The following is a 16,449-nucleotide window of genomic DNA, read 5'->3' as shown; positions in this document are numbered from 1 at the left end:
CCGCGACCGTCAGGCGTGACCGTTGAACGCGTCGCGCATCCGGGAGAAGAAGCCGCCCTGCTTGGAGAGCTCGGCGACCTCCTCGCCCCGGGTCTTGGCGAAGTCGCGCAGCATCCGCTCCTGGTCGGCGTCGAGCTTGGTGGGCGTGCGCACGTCGAGGTGGACGTAGAGGTCCCCCCGGCCGGTGCCGCGCAGGTGCGGCACCCCCCGGGCGCGCAGCCGCAGCGTGCTGCCCGGCTGGGTGCCGGCCTTGACGTCGACCGGCTCCTCGCTGTCCAGCGTCTTGATGGTCAGCCGAGTGCCGAGGGCCGCCGCCGTCATCGGCACGGTGACCCGGCAGTGCAGGTCGTCGCCCTTGCGGGAGTAGACGTCGTGCGGCCGCTCGTGGATCTCCACGTAGAGGTCGCCGGCCGTGCCGCCGCCCGGGCCGACCTCGCCCTGCTGGGCGAGCCGGATCCGCATGCCGTCCTCGACGCCGGCCGGGATCTTGACGGTCAGCGAGCGCCGGGTGCGCACGCGGCCGTCGCCGGCGCAGGTCGGGCAGGGGTGCGGGATCGTGGTGCCGTAGCCCTGGCAGACGGTGCACGGCCGGGCGGAGACGACCTGCCCGAGGAAGGTGCGCTGGACGGACTGCACCTCGCCCCGGCCGGCGCACGCCTCGCAGGTGGCCAGGTGGGTGCCGGCCGCCGTGCCGGCGCCCGAGCACGTCGTGCAGAGCACGGCGGTGTCGACGGTGATCGGCGCCTCGACGCCGAACGCGGTCTCGTGCAGGTCCAGCTCCAGCCGCAGGATCGCGTCGGCACCGGGCCGGGTCCGCGGTCGCGGACCCCGCGACCCGCCGGCCGCCCCACCGAAGAACGCGTCCATGATGTCCTGGAAGCCGACGAACGGCCCGGCGCCGCCGGGGCCGCCCGGGCCCCCCGCGCCCCCGCCGCCCGGGGCGAGCGGGTCGCCACCCAGGTCGACGATCTGCCGCTTCCGGTCGTCCGAGAGGACCTCGTACGCCGCGTTGATGTCCTTGAACTTCTCCTGTGCCTCCGGATCCGGATTCACGTCCGGGTGGAACTGCCGCGCCAGCTTGCGGTAGGCGCGCTTGATCTCGTCGTCGGAGGCTTCCCGGCTCACCCCGAGAATGCCGTAGTAGTCCCTGGCCACTGCGTTCCGTGTCCTCATGTTCGTCTCGCGTTGCGCCGGTCGTCGGCCGGAGCCGGCCGTCGGCCCTGACTGGTCAGTTCTGGGCCAGCAGCTCGCCCACGTAGCGTGCCACGGCCCGCACCGTGGCGATGGTGCCGGGGTAGTCCATCCGGGTCGGCCCGAGCACGCCGAGGCCGCCGAGGCTCGTCGAGCCCGGCCCGTAGCCGGTGCTGACCACCGAGGCGGCGCGCAGGTTGTCGATCTCGTTCTCGTCGCCGATCAGCACCCGCGTCGTAGTCGGTTCCGCCTCGCCGATCAGCTTGAGCATCACGACCTCCTCCTCCAGCGCCTCCAGGATGGGGCGCAGCGAGCCCTGGAAGTCGAGCAGGCCGCCACGGGTGAGGTTGGCCGTGCCGGCCAGCGCGATCCGCTCCTCGTGGCGCTCGATCAGCGTCTCCAGCAGCACGGTGGAGAGGGTGGTCATCGCCGGCCGCAGGTGCGGCACCGACTCCTCGACCAGCGCCTGCACCAGCGGCGGGGTCTCCGACAGCCGGCTGCCGACGAGCTTCTCGTTGACCAGCCGGCGCAGGTCCGTGACGTCCTCGACGGGGATCGGCGCGGGCAGCTCCACCAGCCGCTGCTCGACCCGGCCGGTGTCGGCGATCATGACCAGCATCAGCCGGGTGGTCGAGATCGGCACCAGCTCCAGGTGGCGGACGGAGGAGCGGGCCAGGCTCGGGTACTGCACCACGGCGACCTGCCGGGTGAGCTGCGCCAGCAGCCGGACGGTGCGGTGCACCACGTCGTCGAGGTCGACCGCGCCGACCAGGAAGCGCTCGATCGCCCGGCGTTCGGCCGGGCTGAGCGGCTTCACCCGGGAGAGCCGGTCCACGAAGAGCCGGTAGCCCCGGTCGGTGGGCACCCGGCCGGCGCTGGTGTGCGGCTGGCGGATGTAGCCCTCCTCCTCCAGCACGGCCATGTCGTTGCGGACGGTCGCCGGCGAGACCCCGAGCTGGTGCCGCTCGACCAGCGCCTTGCTGCCGACCGGCTCCTGCGTGGCGACGTAGTCCTCGACGATGGCGCGGAGCACGGCGAGTTTGCGGTCGTCGAGACCCATCCTCCCCACCTCCTGTCGCACGTCGGCTCCGGCACGCGTGGGCCGGGCGGGCTGACTGCTGGCACTCGACTGTAACGAGTGCCAGTCTACGTCGGCAGCCCTGCCGACGCGATGATCGACCTGGGGCGATCGGCCCGGCCCGCCCGCACGGGGCCCGACCATTCGGACATCACGCCCGGTGTCACGCTGGTGCCCCCTTGCCGGCTGCCCCTACCGTGACCCCCATGACTGAACCACCTCGCCCTCCCGGAGCGGGGGACCCCGGCGACCGGCCGGACCCGGCCGCCCCGTCGGGGTTCCCCGGGCCGCACCGCTCCGACGAGCCCACCGCACCACTGTCCGGGGCGCCGGGCCCGGGCGGCTATCCCCCGCCCGGCGGCTATCCGCCGCCCACCGGTGACCAGCCGCCATCGGCCGGCTACCCACCGCCCGGCGACCAGCCGTCGGCGGGCGGCTTTCCCCCGCCCGGCGGCGGTTACCCGGCCGGCGGCTACGGCCCGCCCGGCGGCGGCTACGCCGGCAACGACGACAGGAACTGGGCCCTGATCGCCCACTTCGGCGGCGCGGTCGGCGTGATCGTCGGCGGCGGCCTGCTCGGCTGGCTGGCGCCGCTCATCGCGCTGATGGCCCGCGGACAGCAGTCGCCGACCGCCCGGGCGCACGCCGTCGCGGCGCTGAACTTCCAGCTCACCTGGACGATCGTCGGGGTGCTGAGCTGGGTGGTCACCCTGATCACCTGCGGGGTGCTGTTCTTCGTCCCGATGCTCGTCTGGCTGGTTCCGCTGATCTTCGGCATCATCGGCGGGGTCAAGGCCAACGAGGGCGTGCTCTACCGCTACCCGATGACCTACAGCTTCACCAGGTGAGGCGGGCCGGCCGCTGCCCGGCCGGCCCCGCTGCGCGCGGCCGGTCAGGGCAGCAGGTCGCGCACGACCGCGTCGGCGAGCAGCCGGCCCCGCAGGGTGAGCACGGCCCGGCCGGCCGCGAACTCGCCGGCGGCCAGCAGCCCGCCGGCGCGGGCCCGCTCGGCGCCCCGGCGACCGGCGTCGTCGAGGACGTCCAGCGGCAGGCCGGAGGCGAGGCGCAGCCGCAGCATGACGTCCTCCATGTGCGCCTCGTCGGGGGTGAGCACCTCCCGGGCCAGGCCGGGCGACTCACCGCCGGCGAGGCGTTTCGCGTACGTCGTGGGGTGCTTGACGTTCCACCAGCGCACGCCGCCGACGTGGCTGTGCGCCCCCGGGCCGAGGCCCCACCAGTCGGCGCCGGTCCAGTAGAGCAGGTTGTGCCGGCACCGGGCCGCCTCGTCACGGGCCCAGTTCGACACCTCGTACCAGGAGAGGCCGGCCGCGCCGAGGGCGGCCTCCGCGGCGAGGTAGCGGTCCGCGGCGACGTCGTCGGAGGGGTACGGCAGTTCGCCGCGGCGCATCCGGGCGGCGAGCCGGGTGCCGTCCTCCACGATGAGGGCGTACGCGCTGACGTGGTCCACCCCGGCGGCGACGACCTGGTCGAGGCTGGCGGCGAAGTCCGCCTCGCTCTCCCCCGGCGTGCCGTAGATGAGGTCGAGGTTGACGTGTTCGAACCCGGCGTCGCGGGCCTCCCGGGCGGCGGCGGTGGCCCGGCCGGCGCTGTGCGTGCGGTCGAGGACCGCCAGCACCCCGGCGGCGGCGGACTGCATCCCCAGCGAGATCCGGGTGTAGCCGGCGGCCCGTAGCGCCCGCAGCGACGCCGGGGTGACCGACTCCGGATTGGCCTCGGTGGTCACCTCCGCGTCCGGCGCGAGCCCCCAGGTGCGGTCGATGCCGTCGAGGATCCGGGCCAGGTCGTCGGCGGGGAGCAGCGTCGGGGTGCCGCCGCCCACGAAGACCGTGTCCACCCGGGGCGGCGGGGCGTCGCCCAGCACCCGGCGGGCGAGCGCCAGCTCGGCGAGTACGGTGTCGGCGTACTCCTCCCGGCCCGCCCCGCCGCCGAGCTCGGCGGCGGTGTACGTGTTGAAGTCGCAGTAGCCGCAGCGGCTGGCGCAGAACGGCACGTGCACGTAGACGCCGAAGCCCCGGGCGCCGACGGCACGGGTGGCGGTGGCGGGCAGCGCGCCGTCGACGGGGACGGTCTCGCCTGCTGGAAGGACGCCGGGCATGGCCACTAGTGTGCCCGGCATGACCTCTCCCGACGTGCTCGTGCGGGTCGCCACGGCCCACGGGGTGACGACCCTCACGCTGGACAGCCCGCACAACCGCAACGCGCTCTCCACGCCGCTGATGACCCAGCTGCTGGCCGGGCTCGCCGAGGCGGTCGCCGACGACTCCGTACGCGTGATCGTGCTCGACCACACCGGCCCGGTCTTCTGCTCCGGGGCGGACCTGAAGGAGACCGCCGCCGCGTACGCCGCCGGCACCGTCCCGGCCGGAATGCTCGGGGACGTGCTCGCGGCGGTCTGGGAGTGCCCGAAGCCGGTGGTGGCGAAGGTGGCCGGCCCGGCCCGGGCCGGCGGGCTCGGGCTCATCGCGGCGGCCGACCTGGCGGTCTGCGCGCGGGAGGCGACGTTCGCCTTCACCGAGGTGCGGATCGGGGTGATCCCGGCGGTGATCTCGGCGACGGTGCTGCCCCGGCTGCACCCGCGCGCGGCGGCCGAGCTCTACCTGACCGGCGACACCTTCGACGGCCGGCGGGCGGCCGAGATCGGCCTGGTCACCGCGGCGGTGCCGGCGGACGGGCTGGACGCCGCCGTCGCGGCGTACCGCGACTCGCTGGTGCGGGGCGCACCGGGCGCGCTGGCCGGGGCCAAGCAGCTGCTGCGCCGGCCGCCCGCCACCGACCTGCGCACCGAGATCGCCGGACTCTCGACCCTCTCCACGGGGTACTTCCTCTCCGAGGAGGGACGGGAGGGCGTCCTGGCGTTCCGGGAGAAGCGGCCGGCGCGCTGGGTGCCCTCCGCCGGCGACGACGCCGCCTCCGGCGCGGACGGAGACGGCTGAGGCGACGCGGAACCGGTCGGACGACCCGGAAGGCGCAGCGGGGGACGTACGCTTGTCGGACTGTCGATCAGGGGGTGTCGGTGCGAACTCGGGCAGTCGTGGCGGGCGGCGTGGTTGTCGTCCTCGTCGCCGTGGTCGGGGTGTGGATCGTCCTGCGGCAGCTCGGCGGGAACCTGCGCCTTCCCCTGGCGGGTCGGACGTGCACCGTGCAGGCCGACGGCCGGGTGACCCTGGACGCCGACCAGATGGCCAACGCGGCGACGATCGCGGCGATCGGCATCCAGCGGGAGATGCCCGAACGGGCCGTCGTGGTGGCGCTGGCCACCGCGTACCAGGAGTCCGGCCTGCGCAACCTCGCCGGCGGCGACCGCGACTCGGTCGGGTTGTTCCAGCAGCGTCCGAGCCAGGGCTGGGGCACCCCGGAGCAGATCGGCGACCCCCGCTACGCCGCCCGGCGGTTCTACACCGCGTTGAAGAAGGTGCGCGGCTGGGAGCGGATGCGCGTCACCGACGCGGCGCAGCGGGTGCAGCGCTCGGCCTTCCCGGAGGCCTACCAGAAGTGGGCGGACGAGTCCGAGGTGCTGACCCGGGCCCTGGTCGGGCACGCCACGGGGGCGGTCGCCTGCACGGTGGGGCGCGACCCGGCGATGCGCGGCGAGGCGGCGACGAGCGCGCTGAACCGGGGCCTGTCGCTGGACTGGGGCGCGGCCACCGCCGCCGCCGCCGCGGACCTGACGGGCCTGACGGTGCCCGCCGCCGACGAGCGCCGCGGCTGGCGGTACGCGCACTGGCTGGTCTCGCACGCGCACGACCACGGCGTGAAGCGGGTGCGCTTCGGCGACCTGGAGTGGACGGCGCGCAACGGGACCTGGGACCGCACCGACGACGCCCCGGCCGCCGGGCGCGTGGTCGCGGAGGTCTTCGCCGAGGGGTAGCGGGCCCGATCTCCTTACCGGCAGTGACCGCACGAACCGGCATTTCCCCCCGCAAGCCGCATTCAGTCCCGCCGTCGTGACCGTTGGTCGTCGCTCCGCTTCCGACAGTCGGGACGCGGCCGCGCACGGCCCCGGGGAGTATCTGGCCCGGGAACCCGCGCGTTACGATCGGCGGCCTGTGCCAGCAATGGTTTCGCCTCATGGGGAGGGGTACGTCGAGGTGTTCGACTACGGCGACCGGACCGGTTACGAACCGATCAGTGACACCGACCGCAAGGAGTTCCACGAGCAGGGCTTCCTTCTGCTGCGCAACGTCCTGACGGAGGACCACCGGGCGGCGCTGGAGGCGGCGGTGGACCGCGTCTACGCCGAGGAGAAGGCGAAGGGCAAGACCACCAAGGACGGCACCCTGCACCTGCTGGGCTTCCTGGAGCGCGACGAGCTCTTCGGCGACCTGCTGACCCACCCGATCGCCTTCCCCTACATGTGGGGGCTGGCCGGCTGGAACATCTACACCCACCACAACCACCTGGACGTCACCCCGCCGGCGGCGGAGCCGGAGAAGCCGTACTGGGGCTGGCACCAGGACGGGTACCGGCAGAACTCCGACCCGGAGACGATGGACCCGAACCTGCCCCGGCCGATGTTCTCGCTCAAGGTCGCGTACGTGCTCTCCGACCTGTCGGAGAACGGCCGGGGCGCCACCAAGGTGATCCCGGGCAGCCACCTGTGGAACTCGCTGCCCCGCCCGGAGGACACCTCCGTGCACAACCCGGACCCGGAGGGGACGGTGGAGATCACCGCCAACCCGGGTGACGCCTTCATCTTCGACCGCCGCCAGTGGCACTCCCGGTCGACGAACCTGTCGACCATCACCCGCAAGATGCTCTTCGTCGGCTACACCTACCGGTGGATCCGCCCGCTGGACGAGCTGCACATCGACAAGGATGGCGAGTGGTGGGCCAACCGCACGCCGGTGCAGCGCCAGCTCTGCGGCGAGGGCACCCACACCGCCAACTACTGGGGCATCAACTGGGACGGCTACATCGACGACGAGATCCCGCTGCGCAAGGAGCTCAAGCAGCGCGGGCTGCTCGACCGCAACGTGCCCTGGCTGCGCTGAGCAGGTAGCCGGCGCTCACGACGCCGACGCCGGACGGGCCCCTCCCCCATGGGACGGGCCCGTTCCCGTACGCCCGCCCGGAGCCGCGCGAGGGCCGCGGGTGCGGTCGGGCGGCGGGGTCAGCTCCGGCCGGCGAGCCGGCGGCGCGCCTTCTCCCGCAACGACTCCGGCAGCTCCGGCGCGTCGAGCAGCCGGGGCAGCAGCTCCGGCTCCAGGCTCAGGGCGCGGAAGACCTCGCCGATCGTCACCCCGTGCGCGGGCCGGTCCACCACCTCGACCGGGTCGCCCGCGCCGACCTCCCCCTCGCGCAGCACCCGCAGGTACGCGCCGGGCGTCGCCCGCGCCGTGAACCGCCGGGGCAGGTCGGGCACGCCCCGGAAGCCGGCGAAGGTCGCGCACGGCGTCCGCGCCTTGGTGATCTGGAGCAGCGCCGACCCCACCGCCCACTGCTCACCGATCACGGCGCCGGTGACGTCCACCGCGTACGTGGTGAGGTTCTCGCCGAAGCCCCCGGCGCGCACGTCGAGACCCAGCTCCGCCGCCCACCACGCGGCGTCCTCCTCGGCGTACGCGTAGACCGCCTGGTCCGGGCCGCCGTGGCGGGCCCGGTTGCCGATGAAGTCGCCGGCCACCCCGTCCGTGCGCAGCAGCACCGGGCCGTCGACAGGCCGCTTGTCGATCCCGCTGCGACCGCTCGCGTCGCCCGCCCACCGCGCCTCGGTCACGATGCCGAGATTCACCGATGCCAGCCTGCCCGTCATGGCGGTCAGCCTAGCCGCGCCGGCCGCGCCGGGACCGCCGCCCGCACCCCCGCCGACGGGGCGCGGGCGGCTCGTCGGGTCAGCCCTTGACGGCCCCGGCCACCAGCCCGGAGACCATCCGCCGCTGCACCAGCAGGAAGAAGACGATCACGGGCAGGGTGAAGAGCGTGGAGGCGGCCATCACCGGGCCCCAGGCGGTGTCGTCCCGCCCGAAGAAGAAGGTCATGGCGACCGGCAGGGTGTAGCTCTCCTGGTCGTTGATGAAGGTCAGGGCGAAGATCAGCTCGTTCCAGGCGGTGATGAACGAGAAGATGCTCGTGGCCACCAGCCCGGGCGCCACCAGCGGGAAGAGGACCTTCCGGAAGGTCTGCGCCCGGCTGGCCCCGTCGATGGCGGCGGCCTCCTCCAGTTCCTTGGGCACCGCGGCGACGAAGCCGCGCAGCATCCAGACCGCGAACGGCAGCGAGAAGCCGAGGTACGTGAGGATCAGGCTGGGCAGGGTGTTGTAGAGCCCGAGCCGCTGGATCATCAGGAACAGCGGGATGACCAGCGCCTCCAGCGGGATCATCTGCACCACCAGCAGCATGATCAGGAAGGTGGTCCGCAGCTTGAACCGGAACCGGGCCACCGCGGTGGCGGCCAGCAGCGCGACCAGGCCGCTGAGCAGCACGGTGGAGACCGCCACCAGCACGCTGTTCAGGAAGAAGTCGCCGAAGGTCACGCCCGGGATGAGGTTGCCGGTGAGGATCTGCCGGTAGTGCTCCAGGGTCGGTTCCGTGGGCACCGGCCGGGGCGTGGTCGAGAAGATCTCCGAGCTCGGCTTCAGCGAGGTGGCGATCATCCAGTAGACCGGGAACGCGGCGAAGAGCGCCACCAGCAGCCCCGCGCCGTTGAGGGCGATCCGCTTCACCCCGGCACCGCCTCCGCGTCGCGTCACGCGTCCTCCTCCTGCTTGAGCACCATGCGGACGTAGAGCCCGGTCACCAGCAGCAGGATCAGGGTGAGGATCACCGCGATCGCGGCGCCGAGGCCGTACTTCGGCGGGGGCGAGAAGGCCTCCGCGTACGAGTAGATGGAGAGCATGAAGGTCGGCCGGTCCTGGGTGCCCCCGGCCAGCACGAACTGCTGGGTGAAGACCTTGAAGTCCCAGATGGTGGAGAGCACGACCAGGATCCCGAAGACCGGCCGCAGCAGCGGGAAGGTGATCTTCCAGAACACCTTCCAGGGCCCGGCCCCGTCGACCCGGGCCGCCTCGTGCAGCTCACTCGGCACGCTCTTCAGCCCGGCCAGCACGCTGACCGCGATGAACGGGAACGAGTGCCAGACCACCACCAGGGTCAGGATCGAGAAGAACAGCAGGGGCGAGTTGAACCAGCCGTAACCGGTCCAGTCGCTGCGCCCGAAGAGGCTCTGGGAAAGCCCGTCGGGCAGCGCGTTGAACAGCCAGGTGACCAGACCGCTGGTGTCGTCGAAGATCCACTTCCAGACGATGGTGCCGGTCAGGGCCGGGGTGGCCCAGGCCAGCATCACGCAGCTGGCGACGAAGGCGGCCATCCGCCGGCCGAGCCGGTTGAGCAGCAGCCCGACCAGGGTGCCCAGGATCATCGTGAGCACGACGTTGGCCACCGCGAAGAGGACGGTGTTGCGCAACACCGTCAGGAAGAACGGGTCGCCGAGGATCTCGGCGTAGTTCCCCAGGCCCACCCACGGCCACTCGCGGTCGCCGCGCAGCTGGCGGACGTTGTTGAGCTGGTGGAAGGACATCACCACCACCTGGCCGAGCGGCCAGAGCAGCAGCACGCCGATGATCACCAGGCAGGGCAGGAGCAGCAGGTAGGGCAGGCGGTCCACCCGGCGGCGCCGCCGCGCGGGGGTCTCCCGCGCGGCGGCCGCCTCCGGCGCCTCGGTCAGCGTGGTCACTTGGCGTTGAGGATGCTTTCCATCTCCGCGGCCGCGTCGGCGGTAGCCTTCTCGACCGTCTTCTGACCCTTCATGACCGAGCTGTTCATCGCCTGGGTCACCGTCTTGGTGCGGCTGACCTCGACCCACTTCGGGGTGAGCGGCGTGAGCTTGGTGTTCTGCATGGTGGTGGCGAACGCCGCCATGACCTTGTCGCTGGCGTACTTGTCGCCGCCGACCAGGTCCTTGTAGACCGGGAAGAAGCCGAGGCTGTCGGCGAAGGCCTGGTCGTTCTTCTTGTTCAGCAGCACGGTCAGGTAGTCCCAGGCGAGATCCTGCCGCTCGCTGTCCTTCCAGATCGCGACGTCGGAGCCGCCGGCGAAGCCGGGCGCCGCCTTGCCGTCCGGGCCGGGGATCGGGAACGTGCCCCAGACCTTCTCGATCTCCGGGTTGTCCTTCTTGATGGCGCCCTGCTGCCAGCTGCCGCCGAAGGCCATCGCCGCCTTGCCGGTGGCGAACTGGGTGCGGGCGTCGATCTCGTTCCAGCCCGCGGCGGCCGGCGGGGCGACCTTGTGCACGGTCACCATGTCGGTCCAGAACTTGACGGCCTTCTGCGCCTCCGGCGTGCTGTAGCCGGACTTCCACGAGCCGCCCTGCTGGGTGGCGATCTCCGCGCCGGCGCCCCAGAGGAACGAGTAGAAGGGCAGCTCGGAGTTGCCCGGCAGCGCGATGCCGTAGGTGCCCGGCTTCTTGGCCTGCACGGCCTTGGCGGCGGAGACCAGCTCCTCCCAGTTGGTCGGCGGCTTGACGCCCGCCTCCGCGAACCAGTCGGTGCGGTAGTACATCGCCCGGACGCCGGCGTACCAGGGCACGCCGTACTGCTTGCCGTCGAGCTGTGCGTTCTTCACCAGGTCGGGGAGGATGTCCTTGCCCTCGGCCCAGCCGTTCATGCGGTCGGTCACGTCGGCCAGGGCCTCCTGCGCCGCCCAGCCCTGGGTCTCGGTGTTGCCCAGCTCGGTGACGTCCGGTCCCTCGCCGCCGGCGAGAGCGGCCTGGAACTTCTTCGGCGCCTCGAGCCAGGGGATGTACTGGACCACCACGTCGGTGTCCGGGTGCTTCTGCCGGAACTCGGTCTCGACGCCGTCCAGGAACTTCGTCTGGGCCTCGCTACCCTCGCCCATCATCCATACCGTGAGCTTGCTGTTGTCGGCGGCCTTCTCCTCGTCGGAGCCACCGCAACCGGCCAGGACCATCGCGGCCGAGGCCACGACGGCGGTGACCGGGGCCAGCCGCTTCCACCTGTTCACGCCACATCTCCCTCGCGCCGCTTGGCACTAACCTTCTCCGCCGCACCTTAGTAGGAAAATTTCCTTTACGACAGTGGGCGGTCCGGCGAAGAGATGAGACGGTACCGCAGGGGCGGGGCCGCGCGGTGCGACGCCGCGTGGAAACGGTCGTACGCAGACGGACGGGCGCCCGACCTGTCAGGTCGGGCGCCCGTCCGGTGCGTAGGTGAGGACTACCGGTGGGTGACGCTGCGGCGACGACCCACACCGGCGACCAGCGCCACCGCGATCGCGGCCAGCACCACCTGGACCAGCAGCTCACCCCAGTCGATACCCGAGGTAGAGGTGGCGATACCCATCGCCCGCGCCAGCACGGTGCCCAGCAGGGCGGCGCCGACACCGATCAGCATGTGCAGCCACATCGGCATGTTCTGGCGGCCCGGCACGAGCAGGCGACCCAGAGCGCCGATGATAAGACCAACGACGAGCGCAGTGATGATGCCCCAAACGGTGAGCTCCACGTCGCCCTCCTCCTTCAAAAAGAATCAGTTCCACGGTCTGTGGTGTTCCTGTCGTGACCGCTAAGTTCCCGACCCGCCAAAAATCCAAACCGACTTTTCCGCCGACTGCGTGACGCCCCGCCCCGACGGGGACGGCGACATCCCCGGGGGCCGTCCGCGGACACGCGCGCCGCCACCGGGGCCGGCTCCGGACAGTCCTCTCCGGGCGCCCCGGGCCTGTCCGCGCAGGGCCGCGCGGGGCCCGTCCGGGTGCGGACCGGCCCCGCGCCGGCCGCTCGCGGACCGCAGGGCCGGCGGACGCGGACGGGCGCCCGACCTGTCAGGTCGGGCGCCCGTCCGGTGCGTAGGTGAGGACTACCGGTGGGTGACGCTGCGGCGACGACCCACACCGGCGACCAGCGCCACCGCGATCGCGGCCAGCACCACCTGGACCAGCAGCTCACCCCAGTCGATACCCGAGGTAGAGGTGGCGATACCCATCGCCCGCGCCAGCACGGTGCCCAGCAGGGCGGCGCCGACACCGATCAGCATGTGCAGCCACATCGGCATGTTCTGGCGGCCCGGCACGAGCAGGCGACCCAGAGCGCCGATGATAAGACCAACGACGAGCGCAGTGATGATGCCCCAAACGGTGAGCTCCACGTCGCCCTCCTCCTTCAAAAAGAATCAGTTCCACGGTCTGTGGTGTTCCTGTCGTGACCGCTAAGTTCCCGACCCGCCAAAAATCCAAACCGGCCCGATCGGCCAGGGACGACGTCGTCCATCAATGGCACGCCGGCCGGCGACGGCCGCCGGACGATCATCCGCGCAGGTCGCGCCCGCTGCCGGCCGGCGGTTGCGGACCGGCCCGGCGGGCCGAAATTTCCTTCGACGCGAACGGCCGACGCCCCGCCGGACGGGACTCCCCGAGGGGGTCCGCCGTCCGGCCGGGGCGCCGGCCGTCGTACGTCGTGGTCCGCCGGCGCACCGGCGGCGCGTCACTTCTTGCCGGACGCCTTGGTGTCGCCGGAGTCGGAGGAGAGCGCGGCGATGAAGGCCTCCTGCGGGACCTCCACCCGGCCCACCATCTTCATCCGCTTCTTGCCCTCCTTCTGCTTCTCCAGCAGCTTGCGCTTACGGCTGATGTCGCCGCCGTAGCACTTGGCGAGCACGTCCTTGCGGATGGCCCGGATGGTCTCCCGGGCGATCACCCGGCTGCCGATGGCCGCCTGGATCGGCACCTCGAACTGCTGGCGCGGGATCAGCTGGCGCAGCTTCGCCGCGATCGTGACGCCGTAGTTGTACGCCTTGTCCTTGTGCACGATCGCGCTGAACGCGTCCACCGGCTCGCCGTGCAGCAGGATGTCGACCTTCACCAGGTCGGACGCCTGCTCGCCGGAGGGCTCGTAGTCCAGCGAGGCGTAGCCCTTGGTGCGGCTCTTCAACTGGTCGAAGAAATCGAAGATGATCTCCGCGAGGGGCAGCGTGTAGCGCAGCTCCACCCGGTCGGCGGAGAGGTAGTCCATGCCGAGCAGGCTTCCCCGGCGGCCCTGGCAGAGCTCCATCACCGCGCCGACGTAGTCGTTCGGGGTGAGCACCGTGGCGCGCACGACCGGCTCGTACACCTCGGCGATCTTCCCCGTGGGGTACTCGCTCGGGTTCGTCACGACGATCTCCTGGCCGTCCTCGGTGATGGCCCGGTAGACCACGTTCGGCGCGGTGGAGATGAGGTCGAGGTTGTACTCGCGTTCCAGCCGCTCCCGGATGATCTCCAGGTGCAGCAGGCCGAGGAAGCCGCAGCGGAAGCCGAAGCCGAGCGCGCCCGAGGTCTCCGGCTCGTAGTCGAGCGCGGCGTCGTTGAGCTTGAGCTTGTCCAGCGCCTCGCGCAGGTTGGGATAGTCGGAGCCGTCGATCGGGTAGAGGCCCGAGTAGACCATCGGCTTCGGGTCCTTGTAGCCGCCCAGGGCCTTGGTCGCCGGCCGGGAGTTGATGGTGATCGTGTCACCGACCCGGGACTGCCGGACGTCCTTCACGCCGGTGATCAGGTAGCCCACCTCGCCGACGCCGAGCGCGTCGGCCTTCACCATCTCGGGCGAGATGACGCCGATCTCCAGCAGCTCGTGCACGGCGGCGGTGGACATCATCTTGATCCGGTCGCGGGCGCTGATCCGCCCGTCGATGACCCGGACGTAGGTGACCACGCCCCGGTAGACGTCGTAGACCGAGTCGAAGATCATCGCGCGGGCGGGCGCCGCGGCGTCGCCGACCGGGGGCTTGAACTGCCGGACGATCTCGTCGAGCAGGTACGGCACGCCGTCGCCGGTCTTGCCGGAGACCCGGATGCAGTCCGCCGGGTCGCCGCCGATGAGGTGCGCCAGTTCCTCGGCGTACTTCTCGGGCTGGGCGGCCGGCAGATCGATCTTGTTGAGGACCGGGATGACGTGCAGGTCGTTCTCGAGGGCCAGGTAGAGGTTCGCCAGGGTCTGCGCCTCGATGCCCTGCGCGGCGTCGACCAGCAGGATCGCACCCTCGCAGGCGGCCAGCGAGCGGGACACCTCGTAGGTGAAGTCGACGTGACCCGGCGTGTCGATCATGTTGAGCACGGCGGTCTCGCCGACCCGGTCGCCCTCCCGGATGGTCCAGGGCATCCGGACCGCCTGGCTCTTGATCGTGATGCCGCGCTCGCGCTCGATGTCCATCCGGTCGAGGTACTGCGCACGCATCTGCCGGGGGTCGACCACGCCGGTGAGCTGCAACATCCGGTCGGCCAGGGTCGACTTCCCGTGGTCGATGTGGGCGATGATGCAGAAGTTCCGGATGCGCGCCGGGTCGGTGGAACCAGGAGCGTTCGCGCCGGAATCGAGCGTCGGTGGCACAGCGGTCCGTTCTGGTCGGCTGACGTGAGCGGGCCGACACGACGCCGGCCCCCTCTATGCTCCCACGTCGCCGCCGCGCCCCCGTCGCGCGGCCGGGTCAGGTCACTCCGCGGGCGGCTCGACGAAGAGGGCGGCGAGCTTCGGCAGGTGCCGCTTCGCCTCCTCCTCGTCGTCGAAGTCCCAGAGGTCGTTGAGGTCGGGCACCGGCGCCGGCTCCCGGTCCGCCGGCAGTTCGGCGGCGGTGGCCCGGCGGTACGCGTCCCACGGCACCGCCAGCATCTCCGCACCCGCGAACTCCTCCCCGCTGAGCGAGGCCGCCCGGATCTGCGGCAGCCCGGCCAGCGAGTCCGGGTCGGCGACGGCACGGGCGAACACCTCGCGGCCCTGCGTCATCAACCAGCCCCGGAAGTGGTGGAAGCCCTCGTCGGAGACGCCGCCGTTGATCAGGTAGGCGGCGCCCCAGAGGTCCACCCGGTGCGAGGCGGCCAGCACCCGGGCCTGGTGGTGGGCGTACCCGACGATGTCCTCCGGATCGCGCTCGGCGAGCAGGGCGACGGCCCGCGCGGCGACGGCGTGCGGCTCTCCCCCGCCGCCGGCCCGGGCCCGGTCGATCAACTGCCAGAAGTCGTCGGTCCTCATGGCCCGCAGTCTGGCAGACCGCGCCGCCACCGCGCCCACGGCGGGGAACGGCCCGGCCCGGTCGCGGGCGCGCTGCGGGGCGCGCCGCCGAGCGGCAGCATGGTGGGCGTGACCTCGACGTCCCCGCCGCCCGTGCCGTACCACGCGACCGCCCGGCGGCCGGCGTGGGAGACGCTGCCGGCGGCGCTGCGCACCGCCGTCGCCGGCCGGCTCGGCGCACCCGTGGTCGCCGCCCGCAGCGCCGGCGCCGGCTTCACCCGCGGTTTCGCCGCCGTGCTCAGCACCGCCGCCGGGGACCACGCCTTCGTCAAGGCCGCCCCCGCCGCCGAGCAACCGCGGCTGGTCGACTGGTACGCCCGGGAGGCCGCGCTCCTCAGCCGGCTCCCCGAGCCGCTGCGGGCGCCCCGCCCCCGGTGGACCCTGCACGAGGCCGGCTGGTTCGCGCTCTGCCTGGACGCCGTCGACGGGCACACGCCCCGGCTGCCCTGGGACCCGGCCGAGCTGGCCGCGACCCTGGCCGGGTACGCCGACGTCGCCGCCGCCCTCTCCGCTCCCCCGGCCGGGCTGGTCGCGGCGGGGCTGCCCCACCTCGCCGACCTGGCGCGGGAGGACATCCTCTGGTGGGGCGAGGTGGCCGCCGGGCGGGAGCCCGCCCCGCCGCTGCCCGCGCCGCTGCGGGACCGCCTGCCCGACCTGGTCGCGCTGGAGTCCCGGCTCCCCCCGTACGCCGCCACCGCCACCGGCCTGATCCACGGCGATCTGCGGCTGGACAACGTGCTGATCGACGGGGCGGGGCAGGCCTGGTTCTGCGACTGGGCCTGGCTCTGCCACGGGCCGGCCTGGTTCGACCTGGCGACGCTGCTGCTCACCGCGTACGCCGACGGGCTGGACGCCGACGCGCTCTTCGCCGGGCACCCGGCGTCGGCCGGCGCGCCCTCCGACGCGCTGGACGTCACCCTCGCCGCCCTGTCCGGCTACTTCCTCACCACCGCCACCTCGGCGCCCAAGACCGCCTCGCCGCACCTGCCCGCGCACCAACGGTGGAGCGGCGAGCAGTCGCTCGGCTGGCTCGCCCGCCGACGAGGCTGGGGCTGACGGTCGGCGGGGCCCCGGAGTGCGGGCGGGGCCGTCGGTCGACGCGGCGCTCCGAGGCGGGGTGACCGGCCGACGCGGCTCCCGGGACGAGGTGACCTGTCGCCGCCCACGG

Annotated in this window: 16 protein-coding genes; 5 read left to right on the top strand and 11 right to left on the bottom strand. The window is 72.7% G+C overall.

Annotation, left to right across the window (positions count from 1 at the left end; all coding sequences use genetic code 11):
- Positions 1-9 precede the first annotated feature (9 nt).
- Both dnaJ and hrcA read right to left on the bottom strand, forming a co-directional pair.
- Positions 10-1,155 (bottom strand): molecular chaperone DnaJ, encoded by a 1,146-nt coding sequence (gene dnaJ / locus V6V16_RS16070; RefSeq protein WP_334562957.1) that lies wholly within the window; start codon positions 1,153-1,155, stop codon positions 10-12.
- Positions 1,156-1,228: 73 nt separating this feature from the next.
- On the bottom strand, positions 1,229-2,251 hold the full coding sequence (gene hrcA, locus V6V16_RS16065) for a heat-inducible transcriptional repressor HrcA (RefSeq protein WP_334562900.1): 1,023 nt from the start codon (positions 2,249-2,251) through the stop codon (positions 1,229-1,231).
- Between the two features lie 224 nt (positions 2,252-2,475).
- Between hrcA and V6V16_RS16060 the strand changes: the two genes are divergently transcribed.
- Positions 2,476-3,117 (top strand): DUF4870 domain-containing protein, encoded by a 642-nt coding sequence (locus V6V16_RS16060; protein ID WP_334562898.1) that lies wholly within the window; start codon positions 2,476-2,478, stop codon positions 3,115-3,117.
- 44 nt (positions 3,118-3,161) lie between these two features.
- Here the strand turns inward: V6V16_RS16060 and hemW are convergent, their stop codons facing one another.
- Positions 3,162-4,385 carry a radical SAM family heme chaperone HemW gene (hemW, locus tag V6V16_RS16055; RefSeq protein ID WP_334562955.1) on the bottom strand — a complete coding sequence of 408 codons (1,224 nt, stop codon included), beginning with the start codon at positions 4,383-4,385 and terminating at the stop codon, positions 3,162-3,164.
- A gap of 19 nt (positions 4,386-4,404) precedes the next feature.
- On the opposite strand from hemW, the gene V6V16_RS16050 reads away from it, so the two are divergent.
- The 3 genes from V6V16_RS16050 to V6V16_RS16040 all read left to right on the top strand — a co-directional run bounded on the left by V6V16_RS16050 (position 4,405) and on the right by V6V16_RS16040 (position 7,281).
- Complete coding sequence (locus tag V6V16_RS16050) at positions 4,405-5,223, top strand: enoyl-CoA hydratase-related protein (protein WP_334562896.1); 819 nt, start codon at positions 4,405-4,407, stop codon at positions 5,221-5,223.
- 74 nt (positions 5,224-5,297) lie between these two features.
- Positions 5,298-6,158, top strand: a complete 861-nt coding sequence (locus tag V6V16_RS16045) for a hypothetical protein (protein ID WP_334562894.1) — start codon at positions 5,298-5,300, stop codon at positions 6,156-6,158.
- Between the two features lie 187 nt (positions 6,159-6,345).
- Positions 6,346-7,281, top strand: coding sequence for a phytanoyl-CoA dioxygenase family protein (locus tag V6V16_RS16040; RefSeq protein WP_334562953.1), 936 nt, complete (start codon positions 6,346-6,348; stop codon positions 7,279-7,281).
- A gap of 119 nt (positions 7,282-7,400) precedes the next feature.
- On the opposite strand, the gene V6V16_RS16035 is transcribed toward V6V16_RS16040, so the two are convergent.
- The 8 genes from V6V16_RS16035 to V6V16_RS16000 all read right to left on the bottom strand — a co-directional run bounded on the left by V6V16_RS16035 (position 7,401) and on the right by V6V16_RS16000 (position 15,242).
- Entirely contained in the window at positions 7,401-8,042 is a 642-nt protein-coding gene (locus V6V16_RS16035; protein ID WP_334562891.1) for an MOSC domain-containing protein, read from the bottom strand.
- Positions 8,043-8,121: 79 nt separating this feature from the next.
- Entirely contained in the window at positions 8,122-8,952 is an 831-nt protein-coding gene (locus V6V16_RS16030; RefSeq protein ID WP_334562952.1) for a carbohydrate ABC transporter permease, read from the bottom strand.
- A 23-nt stretch (positions 8,953-8,975) separates the two neighbouring features.
- Positions 8,976-9,962, bottom strand: coding sequence for a carbohydrate ABC transporter permease (locus tag V6V16_RS16025; protein WP_334562889.1), 987 nt, complete (start codon positions 9,960-9,962; stop codon positions 8,976-8,978).
- Positions 9,959-11,248 carry a sugar ABC transporter substrate-binding protein gene (locus tag V6V16_RS16020; protein WP_334562886.1) on the bottom strand — a complete coding sequence of 430 codons (1,290 nt, stop codon included), beginning with the start codon at positions 11,246-11,248 and terminating at the stop codon, positions 9,959-9,961. The genes V6V16_RS16025 and V6V16_RS16020 overlap by 4 nt, the downstream gene beginning before the upstream one ends.
- Positions 11,249-11,460: 212 nt before the next feature.
- Positions 11,461-11,748, bottom strand: coding sequence for a GlsB/YeaQ/YmgE family stress response membrane protein (locus V6V16_RS16015; RefSeq protein ID WP_334562884.1), 288 nt, complete (start codon positions 11,746-11,748; stop codon positions 11,461-11,463).
- Between the two features lie 354 nt (positions 11,749-12,102).
- A complete protein-coding gene (locus V6V16_RS16010; RefSeq protein WP_334562884.1) occupies positions 12,103-12,390 on the bottom strand; it encodes a GlsB/YeaQ/YmgE family stress response membrane protein in 288 nt (95 codons plus the stop codon).
- A gap of 335 nt (positions 12,391-12,725) precedes the next feature.
- Positions 12,726-14,603, bottom strand: a complete 1,878-nt coding sequence (gene lepA, locus V6V16_RS16005) for a translation elongation factor 4 (RefSeq protein ID WP_334562882.1) — start codon at positions 14,601-14,603, stop codon at positions 12,726-12,728.
- 102 nt (positions 14,604-14,705) lie between these two features.
- Positions 14,706-15,242: a DUF4240 domain-containing protein gene (locus V6V16_RS16000; protein ID WP_334562880.1), complete on the bottom strand. Its 537-nt coding sequence runs from the start codon at positions 15,240-15,242 to the stop codon at positions 14,706-14,708.
- A gap of 99 nt (positions 15,243-15,341) precedes the next feature.
- Between V6V16_RS16000 and V6V16_RS15995 the strand changes: the two genes are divergently transcribed.
- Positions 15,342-16,337: a phosphotransferase family protein gene (locus tag V6V16_RS15995; protein ID WP_334562878.1), complete on the top strand. Its 996-nt coding sequence runs from the start codon at positions 15,342-15,344 to the stop codon at positions 16,335-16,337.
- Positions 16,338-16,449 lie beyond the last annotated feature (112 nt).

The sequence above is a fragment of the Micromonospora sp. CPCC 205561 genome (assembly GCF_036906775.1).
In the GTDB taxonomy this organism is placed as follows: Bacteria; Actinomycetota; Actinomycetes; order Mycobacteriales; family Micromonosporaceae; genus Micromonospora.
This window is presented reverse-complemented; position numbering and strand designations above follow the sequence as displayed.